At 66.9% G+C, this 13,225-nt stretch carries 11 protein-coding genes; 5 read left to right on the plus strand and 6 right to left on the minus strand.

The genetic code is table 11. The features are described from left to right. Positions 1–2: 2 nt before the first annotated feature. Entirely contained in the window at positions 3–1,322 is a 1,320-nt protein-coding gene (gene senA, locus AB7O82_RS01435) for a selenoneine synthase SenA (RefSeq protein ID WP_428547542.1), read from the minus strand. On the opposite strand from senA, the gene senB reads away from it, so the two are divergent. After that, positions 1,321–2,277, plus strand: a complete 957-nt coding sequence (senB, locus tag AB7O82_RS01440; protein ID WP_428547545.1) for a selenoneine biosynthesis selenosugar synthase SenB — start codon at positions 1,321–1,323, stop codon at positions 2,275–2,277. The two genes, senA and senB, sit on opposite strands and share 2 nt — an antisense overlap. Before the next feature lie 136 nt (positions 2,278–2,413). Here the strand turns inward: senB and AB7O82_RS01445 are convergent, their stop codons facing one another. Further along, positions 2,414–2,647, minus strand: coding sequence for a DUF2798 domain-containing protein (locus tag AB7O82_RS01445; protein WP_428547548.1), 234 nt, complete (start codon positions 2,645–2,647; stop codon positions 2,414–2,416). Between the two features lie 192 nt (positions 2,648–2,839). On the opposite strand from AB7O82_RS01445, the gene AB7O82_RS01450 reads away from it, so the two are divergent. Together AB7O82_RS01450 and AB7O82_RS01455 are read left to right on the plus strand one after the other, a co-directional pair. Continuing rightward, complete coding sequence (locus AB7O82_RS01450; protein ID WP_428547551.1) at positions 2,840–4,336, plus strand: DHA2 family efflux MFS transporter permease subunit; 1,497 nt, start codon at positions 2,840–2,842, stop codon at positions 4,334–4,336. Between the two features lie 34 nt (positions 4,337–4,370). Next, complete coding sequence (locus AB7O82_RS01455) at positions 4,371–5,315, plus strand: alpha/beta hydrolase (RefSeq protein WP_428547554.1); 945 nt, start codon at positions 4,371–4,373, stop codon at positions 5,313–5,315. 168 nt (positions 5,316–5,483) lie between these two features. Here AB7O82_RS01455 and AB7O82_RS01460 read toward each other — a convergent pair whose 3' ends face one another. From AB7O82_RS01460 to AB7O82_RS01470, 3 genes are all read right to left on the minus strand, one after another. Then, positions 5,484–7,799, minus strand: coding sequence for a DUF4214 domain-containing protein (locus AB7O82_RS01460; protein ID WP_428547557.1), 2,316 nt, complete (start codon positions 7,797–7,799; stop codon positions 5,484–5,486). Positions 7,800–7,970: 171 nt separating this feature from the next. Next, positions 7,971–8,240 carry a hypothetical protein gene (locus AB7O82_RS01465; protein ID WP_428547560.1) on the minus strand — a complete coding sequence of 90 codons (270 nt, stop codon included), beginning with the start codon at positions 8,238–8,240 and terminating at the stop codon, positions 7,971–7,973. Positions 8,241–8,659: 419 nt separating this feature from the next. Beyond that, a complete protein-coding gene (locus AB7O82_RS01470; protein ID WP_428556198.1) occupies positions 8,660–9,292 on the minus strand; it encodes a DUF2239 family protein in 633 nt (210 codons plus the stop codon). Between the two features lie 88 nt (positions 9,293–9,380). Between AB7O82_RS01470 and AB7O82_RS01475 the strand changes: the two genes are divergently transcribed. Further along, positions 9,381–9,716: a GIY-YIG nuclease family protein gene (locus AB7O82_RS01475; protein WP_428556203.1), complete on the plus strand. Its 336-nt coding sequence runs from the start codon at positions 9,381–9,383 to the stop codon at positions 9,714–9,716. Between the two features lie 192 nt (positions 9,717–9,908). Here the strand turns inward: AB7O82_RS01475 and AB7O82_RS01480 are convergent, their stop codons facing one another. Next, on the minus strand, positions 9,909–11,336 hold the full coding sequence (locus tag AB7O82_RS01480) for a DUF4214 domain-containing protein (RefSeq protein WP_428556200.1): 1,428 nt from the start codon (positions 11,334–11,336) through the stop codon (positions 9,909–9,911). A gap of 240 nt (positions 11,337–11,576) precedes the next feature. Between AB7O82_RS01480 and AB7O82_RS01485 the strand changes: the two genes are divergently transcribed. Then, a complete protein-coding gene (locus tag AB7O82_RS01485) occupies positions 11,577–13,217 on the plus strand; it encodes an ABC transporter substrate-binding protein (RefSeq protein ID WP_428551784.1) in 1,641 nt (546 codons plus the stop codon). Positions 13,218–13,225: the final 8 nt, after the last annotated feature.

Raw genomic sequence — 13,225 nt, forward strand, 5'->3', positions numbered from 1 at the left:
TGTCACAAGGCGCAGGTGCGGAAGCCCGCGAACACGTCGCAGCGGTCGGGCGTAAAGAAGTTGCGATAGGCCGGGCGAGCGATGCGGGCACTGGTCGCCCAGCCGCCGCCACGCAGCACCTTGCGCGAGCCGAACCAGGGCTGCGAGTAGTCCTTGTAGGGATCGGCGGCGAAGCCGGCGAAGGGCAGGAATTCGGACGACGTCCATTCCCAGACATTGCCGATCATCTGCCGGCAGCCGAAGGCGCTGTCGCCCTCGGGACAGGCGGCGACATCGACCGGCGCGTCATGCGCGAAATCGAGGTTGGCATGGCGCGGCGAGGGTGGCGCGTCGCCCCACGGCCAGCGCCGCCGGTCGTGCGCCAGGCGCGTGCCGTCGGCCGACGGTACGCCGACGGCGGCGGCTTCCCACTCGGCCTCGCTCGGCAGGCGCCGCCCGGCCCAGCGGCACCATGCCTCGGCCTCGAACCAGGACACGAAGACGACCGGCGCGTGAGGAGCGATCTCCTCGATCTGGCGATAGCGGCGGGCCGTCCACACGCCGTCGCGCCGGGGCAACCAGTAGACCGGGCGCTCGGCGGCGCGACGGTCGCGCCATTGCCAACCGGCATCGCTCCAGAATTCCCGCGTGCGATAACCGCCGGCCTCGATGAAGGCGGCGAAGTCGGCATTGGTGACCGGCGCTCGGGCGATCCTGAAGGGCGACAGGACGGTCTCGTGGGCCCATTTCTCGTTGTCGAAGACGAAGCCGTCGGCGGGCGTCGAGCCGAGCCGCCAGGCGCCGCCGGGGATCGCGATGTCGCCTGGCAAGGCTCCGCGGGCCGGCAGAGGCGCACCACCCAGGCCGACCGGCGGGGCATAGGCCAGGGTCTGGCGCGTGTAGGTCAGGGCCTCGACGTGCATATCCTCGTGGCGGATGGCGAGCTCGTAGAAGTAGCGCGCGTCCTCGTCGGCAGTGGCCAGCAGCTCCTCCTGCCGGGCGAGGACATCGGCCATGTAGGCGAAGGTGCCGGCGCGGTCCGGCAGGTCGAGCTGCCAGCGCGTGGCGTGCGGCACCGCGCTCGAATCCCACAGCCTGTCGGCGCGCTCGATAAGCGGCGCGCGGCCGGCGAGGTGGCGCAGCGTCCAATGCTCGTGGAACCAGGCGACGTGGCCGATCTCCCACAGCACCGGGTTGACGATATCGAGGCGCGGACCCAACAATTCGGTCGATGCCAGATCTTCCGTCAAACGCCGCGTGCGAAGACGGGCCTCGCGCAGTTGCGCCCCTAGTTCGGCAGCGGACGCCCCGCTGGTCGGCCGATGGGCTTGGCCATGATCCATGAACATCGTCCTTATCACACCGTCGGGTCCGACTTCACGCACCGGCAACAGGATCGCCGCGGCGCGCTGGGCGCGCATTCTGCGCCATCTCGGCCACCGCGTGCACCTGGCGGCCGACTATGACGGCCGGCCAGCCGATCTGATGGTCGCCGTGCACGCCTGGCGCAGCGCCGGGCCGATCGCCGATTTCAAGGCGCGCCATCCCGGGCGGCCGCTGATCCTGCAGCTGAGCGGCACCGACATCTACGACTACATTTCGAGCGATCCGGTGCCGACGCTGCGCTCCATGGCGCTGGCCGACCGCCTGGTGGCGCTGAACGATCTCGCATGGCGCGTCGTGCCCAGGCAATTGCGGGAGCGACTCTCCGTCATCTACCAGTCGGCGCTGCCGCTGCCGAATGGCAATCGGCCCAGCCGACGGGCCGTGATCGTCTCGGTGATCGGTCACCTGCGCGACGTCAAGGACCCGCTGCGCGCCGCCGCGGCGGCGCGCCTCCTGCCGGCGGACAGCCGCGTTCGCGTCGAGCAGGTCGGCCGGGCCTACACCGACCAATGGGCAGGGGAGGCGACGGCCGAGATGGCGGCCAATCCGCGCTATCACTGGCGCGACGATGTTCCCGCCGCCACGGTGCGCCGGCTGCTGGCCCGCAGTCACGCCATGGTCATCTCGTCGACGAGCGAAGGCGGCGCCAACGTGGTCTCCGAGGCTGTCGTCGCCGGCGTCCCGGTTCTCGCCTCGCGGATGGACGGCAATGTCGGCCTGCTCGGCGGCGACTATCCCGGGTACTTTCCCGTCGGCGATACGGAGAAGCTTGCCCGCCTGATGCGGCGGATCGAGTGCGAGCCGAGCTTCGTCGCCCGGCTCCGTCGCGCGTTGCGAGAGCGGGCGCCGCTCTTTCGGCCGGACCGCGAGATTGCCGCCTGGCGTCGTCTGCTCGCAGGTCTCGCCGACTGACGTGGCCTTCAGTCGGTCGCCACGGTCTGCTTGGCGCAGTCTGCTTGCGGTCCTCGCCGGCTGACTTGGCGCTCGGTCGGTCGGCACGGTCGGCTTGGCGCGATCTGCTTGCGGTCCTCGTCGGCTGGCCTGGCGCTCAGTCGGTCGCCACGGTCATGAGGTTCACGAGTCGACGGATCGCGGGTGCGGCGAGGAGGACAACGGGGATCATGGTCGCCCAGGCGATCGTCCAGGACACGAGCCAATGTTCCAGGAAGGTCGACTCGGCGAGGAAGGGCGCACAGGCGATCGCGGCGGCGACCGCCGATGTCAGCCCTGCCTGAATGACGCCGAATACGAAGTGCCCATGACGTCTTGGAATGCGTAACATGCTTCCGCCTCATGCCCGTTTCGGGAGCGCCGCGACACCCATCCCGACACGCAAGCTCTACGCCATTTTACTGTAATAGAATTGATTGCAGGGCGCGATGTTGCAGCGCACGCCGGAGCCGAGTGGCAAACCGCCGTTTCGCAGCCGATTTTCGCCCGTTGCCGCGGGGCGTGACCGCCCTAACGTACCGCCATGGGATCGCTCTCGGCACGACAGTGGCTGATTCTGCTGTCGGTGCAGTTCACGACGATCCTGTTCGGGCTGACGGCAACCAGCGTCACCGTCATCCTGCCCCAGCTCAAGGGCGCACTGTCCGCCACCCAGGACCAGATTTCCTGGGTGCTGACTTTCAATCTGGTGGCCACGGCCATCGCCACGCCGTTGACCGGCTGGCTCGCCGCCACGCTGGGCTGGCGCACCCTGATGGTCTGCTCCGTGGTCGGGTTCACCGGTGCCTCGATGCTGTGCGGGCTCGTCGATTCGCTCGAGACCATGCTGGCGCTGCGCGTGGCGCAGGGCGCGTTCGGCGCGCCGATCTTTCCCATGGGCCAGACCATCCTGCTGGCCAGCTTTCATCGCAGCCAGCATCCCTTCATCATCATGATGTGGGGCGTTGGCGGCGTGATGGGGCCGATCCTCGGGCCGACCTTCGGCGGCCTGGTGTCGGAGCTTCTGAGCTGGCGCTGGACGTTCTTCCTCATCCTGCCGCTGGGCGCGATCGCCGCGCTCACGGTGATCCTCGCGCTCACGGATCGCGAGAAAGGGACGGCGCCGCGCTTCGACCTTGTCGGCTTCGTGTTCATCGGCCTGGCGATCGCCGGCGCCCAGCTGATGTTCGATCGCGGCCAGCGCAACGACTGGTTCCAGTCGCCCGAGATCATCGCCGAGTGCATCGCCGCCGTCGTGTTCTCGATCATGTTCGCGATCCACATGGCGACGGCGCCTGCGCCGATCTTCCAGCCCGCCTTGTTCAGGGATCGCAACTTCGTCGTCGGCACCGCTCTCGTGCTGGTCATGGGCATGCTGCAGTACACGCCCATGGTGCTGTTTCCGCCCCTGCTGCAGGAGCTGATGGGCTATCCGGAGGCGATGATCGGCTATCTCGTCGCCGCGCGCGGGCTCGGCAATCTGGCCTCGTTCTGCGTCGTCGCCCAGCTGACGCGCTTCAACCCGCGGCTTTGCCTGTGCCTGGGTCTCGGCATCCAGGCGGTCGCCGGACTGTGGATGGGCTCTCTGGGAATAACGCTCACCACCCAGGACGTGATGTGGAGCAACATCCTGCACGGCTTCGGATTCGGGCTCTGCTATACGCCGATGGCCGTGCTCTCCTTCTCGACCTTGCCGGTTCCGCTGATGACCCAGGGCAATGCCCTGTTCTCGCTGATCCGCATGCTGGGCAGCAGCATCTTCGTCTCGCTGACGCTGGTCGTGTTCGCCCATTCGACGGCCGAGGCCAGCGTCAGCCTCGCGAGCTCGGTGACGCTGTTCACCCGTGATCTCCTGGGGCCATGGATCGCGATGTTCGGCGATCCGGGTGGCCGCGACGTGCTTGCCCGCTTGGCCTCGGAGATCCAGCGCCAGGCCAGCATGATCGGCTACATCAACGCCTTTCACCTGTTGACCCTGGTGCCGCTCGCGACCGCGCCGCTCGCCCTGCTGTTCGTGGTCAACCGCGCGTCGAGCCGCTAGAAGCTGCCGCAACGAGGGAGAAGGGAAGAAGGTCATGCCTGTCGATCCGCAAATCCAGATGCTGCTCGATCGCGGCAGCGGCGTGCCGGCGACCCATACGCTGCCGGTCGCCGAAGCGCGGCGGCTCTACGAGGCGCGCATCGCGGCGATGGCGACGCCGGCCGAGGTGGCCGGCGTTGCGATGCACAGCATCGATGGACCGGGTGGCCCGCTCGGCGTGCGCCTGTACACGCCGCACGGCAAGGGGCCGTTCCCCCTGCTGGTGTTCTTTCACGGCAGCGGCTTCGTGCTGTGCAGCCTCGATACGCATGACGGCATGTGCCGCAATCTCGCGGCCGGGATCGGATGCGTGGTGGCCTCGGTCGACTATCGCCTCGCACCCGAGCACAAGTTTCCGGCCGGTCCCGACGATTGCCTGGCAGCGACGCGCTGGCTGGCCGCGCATGCCGCCAAGCTCGGCGCCGATCCGTCGCGCATCATGGTTGCCGGCGACAGCGCCGGCGGGAACATGGCGGCCGTCACGGCGCTCCGCCTGCGCGACGAGGGCGGCCCGATGCTGTGCGGCCAGATGCTGCTCTACCCGGTGACCGACTACCACACGCCGGGCACGCCCTCCTATGTCGAGAACGCCGAAGGATACGGGCTGACCCGCGGCACCATGGAATGGTTCTGGAACCACTATCTCGGCGATCCCGCCGAGGCCGACAACCCACTCGCCTCGCCGCTGCGCGCGGCGAGCCTCGCCCGGCTGCCTCCGGCCTATGTCGTCAGCGCCCAGTACGATCCGCTGCGCGACGAGGCGGAGCGTTACGGCGAGCGACTGCGCGAGGCGGGGGTGCCGGTCGAGATCGTGCGCTGCGCCGGAATGAACCACGGTTTCCTGTTCTGGGTCGGCATCGTCGGCGGTGCCGACGCGGCGATGGCGGCCGCCTGCGCCTGGGCGAGGGGCACGTTCTCGTCTTGCGTGCCTCCCCCGTAATCGGGACCCGTAATCGGGGGAGGTGCCCCGTCATACGGGGCGAAGGGGGAAGGCCACACTCGAGATGTCTCTGACTCCGACGTCGGAATCAGATGGAGCTCGACCGAGGCGTTCCTTGTCCGTATACGGGCCACCTCCCCCGATTACGGGGGAGGAAACGAAGAGACCTCAGCTCAAATCGCCCAGCACGAGGTTCTGCGCCTGCGCGATGCCGAGCAGGAGAGATTGCTGATCGGACGTCACGTTCTGCAGCAGGGCGGTTGCGTCCGCTGCATCGTTCGCCGCAGACCAGGGCGAACCGTATAGCTGCTGGTCGTGGACGTACTCCAGGCCGACCGCGATCCGGTTCATCAAGGTCGAGATGTCCTGGCCTGCCGTGCTGTTCTGGGCGCCGGCCATGATGTCGACCAGGACCGATCCGACGAAGCCGCCCGACGCCAGGGTCTCCTGGACCTGGCTCGTCCAATACGCCAGCCCTCCCGCGTCGGACAGGCGATTGAAGAGATTGTCGTAGACACTGTCGATGAAGGCGCCGATCTGCGCCGGCGTGGCGTCCTGGGGATCGGCGAGAAAAGGATAGAGGGCCTCGGCCTCGCTGCTGATGGCGAAAGAGCTCGCGATGTTGCCGAGCACGGTGGCGACGCTGCCCTGGCCAGCATTGAACTGGCCGACCCAGAAGGCGAACCCGTTGGCATCGGGGGCGCGGCCGAAATAGGCGTCGTAGGTCGCTGCGACCAGCTGCTGGGTGCTGAGCGCGAGCAGGTTCAGCGTCGTCGTGGTGCCCGTCAACACGGGAACGACGTAGATCTGCGCCTGCGCGTCGGCCGACCCGTCGTTGTTGGCGTCGTAGGAGAACGTGTCGGCGCCGGTGAATCCGGCGGTGGGCGTGTAGGAGAATCCGCCGTCTGCCGCGAGCTGCAAAGCGCCATGCGCCACGTTGCCGACCAGCGACGCCGACGGCACGTTCTGGTCGTTCGTCAGCACACCCGACGCGGCGGCGATCGAGAGCGACTGGCCTTGCAGGACGATGTAGGCATCGTCGTGGACGGTGATCGGCGACGTGGCCGTCGTCGTCACCACCGTGTTGCCGTCGGCGTCGCCGTTCACGATGAACTGGCTGCTCGAGTAGATGCCGTTCAGGCTGAGCTTGGCGATCGGCGTACCCGCCCCATTCGCGATGGCGAGCGTTCCGCCCGCGCCGCCGGCCTGGATCCACACCGCGTGATCGAGAGGCGTGAACGGATCGTAGGGAAGGCCGATGGAGTCGCCTGCCGAGAAACCCAGCAGGGTGGCGGACGGCACGGCGGCGGCGTTCTGCAGCACCAGGGTCGAGTCGAACGCGTCGACGAAGGTGACGATGCCGCTTCCTGCCGCGTCGGCGCCGGCAAGCGACACCGCCGCATTGGCGATGCTGACGCCGCCCGTGAAGCTGTTGCCGGCGCCGAGCTGGATCGTGCCTTCACCCTGGACGTAGAGGCCTCCGGTACCGGTCACGGTCTCGATCTGGGTATTGTAGGCCACGCCGTTCAGCACCGGTGCCGCATCGGCGAACGCCGTGACGATCAGGTTGCCGTTGGGGTCGAGCATGCTGCCCGACAACTCGATGGTGCTGGTGAGCCGCCCGGCGTTGATCAGGACGGCGGCGTCGCCATTCTGGACGCCTGCCAGGGTATTCGCGAACCAGGGGTCGCCGAGATCGAAGCGGAACTGCAGGGGCGTGCCGCTTGCGTCGGTCGAGAACCACAGCGTGCCGATCCCCACCCCGCCGGACACCAGGCTGGACTGCGGAATGCCGGCAGGCAGGTTCGGAGGATTGTCCTCGACTGGCGCATACTTCCGCGAATCGTCGAAGTGCAGGATGTCGCTGCTGTCGACGACCTGCACGGCGTAGACGTTGGCCACGTTCGGGGCCAGCCCGTTGCTCTGTGTCGTACCCCATTCGGATTGCGGCGCCAGGGAGGGTGTACCAACCACGATCATGGTGTGGCCGGTGTCCTGGGTCGGGATCAGCGCCGAGCCCGAGCTCGGCGGCGGGGCCGTGCTCGAATGCGTTGGATTGGTGTAGATCCCCGTCCCGTAGGCGATCAGGTCGCCGGCTTGAAGCGTCGCGAAGTCCGACACGGAGACGAACCCGTTGCTGCCGTCCGCCATCTCGCCGAAGAAGTAGGACAGCACGTCGGCTCGCGACCACGGCCAGGCGCTTTCGTCGAGCGCCGGCTGGTTGCCCGGATTGAAGTAGGGGATCAGCCGGGCAGCCAATTCGACCGCCTGATGGATCGGCGCCACGGTGTTCAGCGCGTAGTTCACCCAGCCCGAGCAGTCGGTGTAGATGGTGGGGTGCTCTGTTCCCGTCAGAGTTGCAATCGGCTCCTTGGTGGGGGTCGTGAGGCCGACCGTTTCATAGGTGTAGGCGGTGTAGCCGCCGTTTGCCGGGTTGACGAGGCTTGCGACTGCGAGCGCGAAATCGGAGAGGGGAGTCGACACGTTGATCACTCGATGTTGCGGTTTCGATGCGGAATGTGCCCCCCGAGCAGGCGCTCGGTCGAGAGCCAATTCGCGTCGACGTTACGATTTACTTTCGAAGCGAGGCGGGCGAGCGGGCCGGCTACTCTAACCAATCGCCTTGTCCTCAACTCGCCGCGATGGGCGAGGCGGTCAGTCCACGAACCACGAGGCGAGAGCCGCGAGGAGCCAGGCGACGATGACTGGCAGGAGCATCAGCATGAACAGCGGTGCCGGATCGATCAGCTGCCAATAGAGGCCGAACCCGCTGATCGGCGCGGTTTTGGGCACCTTGTCGACCGGTACCGAAACGAGGCGCACGAGCCAATCGAGATAGGGCGAGCCCAGCGTCAGGCCGTACCAGGATCCGAAGCCGACGAAGGCCACCCAGAATATCGACAGCACGACGCCGAGGGGACGCATGGCTGTCCTTCTCCCATTTTTCCGGGCGACGAGCGCGCCCTCCGTTGACGCAACGATAGGAGTCGGCCCCGGGGAATGCAATGCGGCCCCCGAGTTCACGTCGGCGCTTTGAACCCAAAAACGAGAGTTGGACCATCTCACACTGTTGGGCTTATTCGCCTGGGAAGACGGCGCCTATCGCTGGGACCGCGCCACTGATGGCGGAGTAAACTCCGCCAAGATGACGCTCATGCGGACCGCGGGCGTCCCGGCCGCTCATGAGCATGATGAGGGCGCGTTCGGCAGGGGCGCGGCAGACCGGCGCCCGAGCCGAGCCGCGCCATGAGCGGGCGGGATGCCCGCGGTCCAGTCCGCCATCAGTGGCGCGCTCCCAACAAAGAGGCGAGCGCCCCAAGGCATTCTCACGGGGGCGGAGTTTGTCAGCCTTCGTCGCCGCTGCCGTCCATCGCGGGCAGCTCGCTCCAGGCCAGCCGATGGGCCTGCGTCCGGACATCGGCGGGCCAGGAAGCCGTGCATTGCTCGAAGCGTTCGCGCTCGCCGGCGAACAGGGCCCGTGTCGCCTCCTCGAACCCTGCAAGGTTGCCTGCCAAGGCCGACATGAAGCGATAGGCACGTTCCCGGTTGGCGCGGACCTGCGTTCGGCCGTGATCGATACGTCGCGCCTCGTCGACCAGGCGCCGCAGGGCGGCGGACGCGCCCCCCCGCTGTTGCGCCAGCCATTGCCAATGGCGGGGCAGGAGGGTGACCTCCCGGGCGACGACGCCGAGACGCGGCCTGCCGCGACTGCGGCTGGCTGGTGGCGATTCCCCGCCTTGGTCACTTGGTTGGGCCGCCGGTGCCGGTCCGGCGAGACGGCTCACGATTTCGGCCGCGGTACCCCGGACATCGAGGTCGATCACCGAACCCGTCACGTCGTCGAAGACGAGGATCGACGCGTCCGGGTTTTCCAACAGGGCCGTCCTCACGGCGAGGGCGACGTCGGCCAGCGACCCCTGTGCAATTCGCTGAAACCTGTCGAATGCGGTGCAGGTCTTGGCCTGGGGATTCAACATGACAATTATTTATCCGGATGAAACTGCTTGCGTCAATAATATCCGGATAATAATGTGCAGCAAACCAGTTGAACCGGAGGTCGGTAACGTGACGCCCAGGGAGAAGAAGGCGGCCATTGCCGCTTACAAGGAGCGCAAGGTGATCGGCGGCATCTATGCTGTGCGCTGCTTGGCGAGCGGTCGACGGTGGATCGGATGGGCCTGCAACCTTGCGACGATCCAGAACCGGCTCTGGTTCGCGCTGCGCCTGGGAACCAGTCCGCACCGCACGTTGCAGGCGGCGTGGAACGCGAGCGGTGCGGCGAGCTTCGTGCTCGAGGAAGTCGAGCGCCTGGACGACGAGGCGCTGGCGTTCGTCCGCGATAGAGTCGCCAAGGAACGTCACGCCCATTGGTGCGCGACGTTCGGTGCCGAGGCGATCTGAGCCTTCTCTTTGAAGGTGCGCCGGAGCCCGACAGACGAGCGTGCCGGGAGCGCACCACTCCGTGGCGCTCATGCACTTCTGGACCGCGGGCGTCCCGCCCGCTCATCGTCATGAGCGTGCGGGACGCCCGCGGTCCGCATGAGCGCCACGGAGTGGCGCGCTCCCAGTAGTGAGTCGCGTTGGAGGTGAGGACTACCCGGCGACGCCAATCAGCTCGACGACCAGGTGGCCGCCGGCGCTCGCCGTGGCCGAGTAGTTATCGACCTGCGCATGGGCGGCGGCGACGCTGGCTGCCGAGCCGTCGACGCCCTGCATGACGGCCTGCGCCCAGGCAACCTCGCTCAATCCGGCATTGATGGCGAAATCCTCGCCAATGGCGTGCTTGTTGGCGAGGTACTGAGCGTCGGCTGCACTGCCGGTCGAGGCTTGGGCGCCGTAGATCACCGCCACCATGAAGTAGTCGCGGCCAATGGCGCCGGTTTCCAGATCGTGCACCCAATAGTTCAGCCCGGGCGCGTCGGGGTCCCGTCCGAGCATGTTGTTGTAGACATGCGTGACGAATGCGACGGTCGACTGGCTCGCCGGGAAGGTGGCCAAGGTCTCGGGCTGGACGAAGAAGCTCTTGGCGATCTCCAGCAGGCTCATGCCGTCGGCCAGCCGGCTCGCCCAATAGCACAGACCGAGCGCGTCGGGAGCGCGGTCAAAATAGGCGATGTACATGTCGGTGAGGTCGTCGAGCTGGTGCCCGGGCAGCGAGGCGACGCCGGAGAACCAGTCGGTATGGAGCGTCACATCGGCGAACTCCATGCGCTCGACGCCGAGCAGGGCATCGAGGCCGTCGCTACCGACATTGTCGCGCACCAGCACGCTGTCCGGACCGACCAGCAGCGTGTAGTTGCTCGACGGGCCGGAAAAGACAGCCGTGTCGATCACCACGACGTGGTCACCGGGGTGGAAGACCTGGACGGTGCCGAAATCGAGGAAAGCGGCCGCCTCGGTCTGGTCCTCGTCGCTGTCGGTGAGGTCCGCCCACAGGGCGAGATTGTCGGTGATGTCGTGGTTCGCCGTGTCGTTGCCGTTGGTGTTCTCGATCTTCTTGCCGGTGATCACATGCACGTCGTCGATCGTCAGGTCGTCGTTGTAGGCAGCCCAGGCGGCCGACAGCTCCTCCGCCGTCATCACGACGCCGTTCAGCTTGTAGGTGAGCGTCGGATCGAGATGATCGAAGAACTCCTTCAGGCGGTTCTCGTAGTTCTCCCAGGCCTTCCAGTTGGCGTTGGCGCCCGGCGGGCTGACTGCTCCCGCATGATGCCCGTCATCGTCGTCGTCTTCCCAGTCGTCGTCGTCCCGGTGAAAATCGCCGACGATCTGGCCGGTCGCCGTGAGATGGTCGCCGATCAGGATGTCGTCGCCGGCGCGGCCCTTCAGGGTGTCGGACCCGAAGCCGCCGACCAGGATGTCGTCGTTGCCGGCACCGGTCAGTTTGTCGTTCAGCCCAAGTCCGTCGATGAAGTAACGAACGAGGTCGTCGTTTCCGATCAGGGTGTCGGCAAGGGCGTCGCTGCCGATCATCGCCAGGTCATAAGTGTAGTCGGTGCCCTCGATCGTAACGGTCGCCATGGAAAGTATCCTCGTTGTGGAGGCTGACATTTAATGCTGTGTCAGCGGCGTCTGAACGCCTGGGGCGGGAAAAGGTTCGCCGGTCACCGCATGGTCACGGATTTCGCACGTGGACGGTCCCTGCGCCGACCGTGGACCGCCGCTATTGACAAGATTTCAAGGCGCAACGGATAGTTCAGCAGCCGTGCACGGCGCGCAGAGAACAACCAAGGCGCCGTGACCCCTCTGGGAGGAGGATCCATGTTCCGGCAAGCCACCAAGGTGGCGGCGTGGGCCGCTGCCGTGATCGTCGGCGCCCTGTCGCCGCTCCATGCCCAGGACCAGAAGGGCACTCTCGTATTCGCCGTCGAATCGCTGGGCGCCCAGACGCTGGACCCGATCCTCGAGGGTCGCCCCGGCAACGCCGTCTACCAGGCCGCGATGTACGATTCCCTGGTCGGCTTCGACGTCGCCAAAGGCGGTGTCGGGCCGGGCGTGGCCGAGCGCTGGGAACTGTCGCCCGACGGCCTGACCTGGACGTTCTTCATCCGGCCGGGCCAGACGTTCCACAATGGCGACAAGCTTACCGCCCACGACGTCAAGTTCAGCCTCGAGCGCCAGATGGGGCCGGGATCGCTCGCCGCCGCGGCGGCGAGCATGCGGCGCAGCATCAAGAGCATCGAGGTCGTCGATGACATGACGGTGAAGGTCAATACCAGCAGCCCGCAGATCGGCCTGCCGGCCGGCCTGTCGCGCGCCGTCGCGCCGGAAGGCGCCATCATGCCCAAGGCCTACATCGAGAAGGTCGGCGAAGAGGAGTTCCGCAAGAAGCCGATCGGCAGCGGCCCGTGGAAGTTCGTCCGCAACGTGCCGGGTGATCGCATCGAGTTCACCGCGGTGACCACGCCGCACTGGCGCGGCCGGCCGCATTTCAAGGATCTCCACGTCCTGCTGGTGCCGGAGGAGAGCACCCGCGTTGCCATGGTGCGCACCGGCGAAGCGGCGATCGCCTCGATAGGGCCCGAGACCATGCTCGGCGCCGCCCGCGCCGGGCTCGAGGTGCTGTCGGTGCCGGGCACGATGCAGGCGATCTTTCAATTCTACGGCACCTGGAAGCCCGAGTTGAAGGACCAGCCGATCGCCAAGCCGCGCGTGCGCCAGGCATTGTCCCTGGCGATCGATCGCAAGCAGGTGATCGAGCACGTCATGAACGGCAAGGCGCGGATGCCCTATCCGTTCGCGACGTTCGCCTACACCGATTTCCTCAGCGCGCCGCGCTGGGAGAAGTGGGCGGCCGAGGCTTTTCGCTACGATCCGGCGCAGGCCAAGAAGATTCTCGCGGAGGAGGGCTATCCCAACGGCTTCGAGCTCAAGTTCGCCAACACCGCGCTGCCGGGCACGCAGTTCATGATCGATATCGGCACCGCGATCGCCGACATGTGGACCAAGATCGGCATCAAGGTGACGCTGAAGCACTACGAATGGGGCTCCTTCCCGCCACTCGAGCGCGGCGACCAGGCGCAGCTGACGGGCTGGGCCTCGATGTACCGCACCGCCGGTCGGCCCGATGCGCCGTGGCGCTATAACGGCGCCTTCTCGCCCGACAGCACCCAGCGTCTGTTCGGCGACAAGGACAATTGCGCCGAGACCTGTCAGGACTTCGTCAAGACCTACCGCGCCCTCCTGGCTGAGCTCGACCGCACCAAGCGGACGGCCCTGACCGATCGCATGGTCGAGATCGCCTCCAATTCGTGGACCGTGGTGCCGATTCTGGAAGGCATGGGCTACTACGCCATCAACACCAAGAAGGTCGGGCAGTTCGAGGCCATTCCGGGCCGGCACGAGCTGGGCGACGTGTTCGAGCGCATCCCGCGCCCCGACGAGAAGCCCTGGAAGAAGTGAGCGAAGCG

The organism is Reyranella sp. (genome assembly GCF_050185545.1).
GTDB lineage: Bacteria > Pseudomonadota > Alphaproteobacteria > Reyranellales > Reyranellaceae > Reyranella.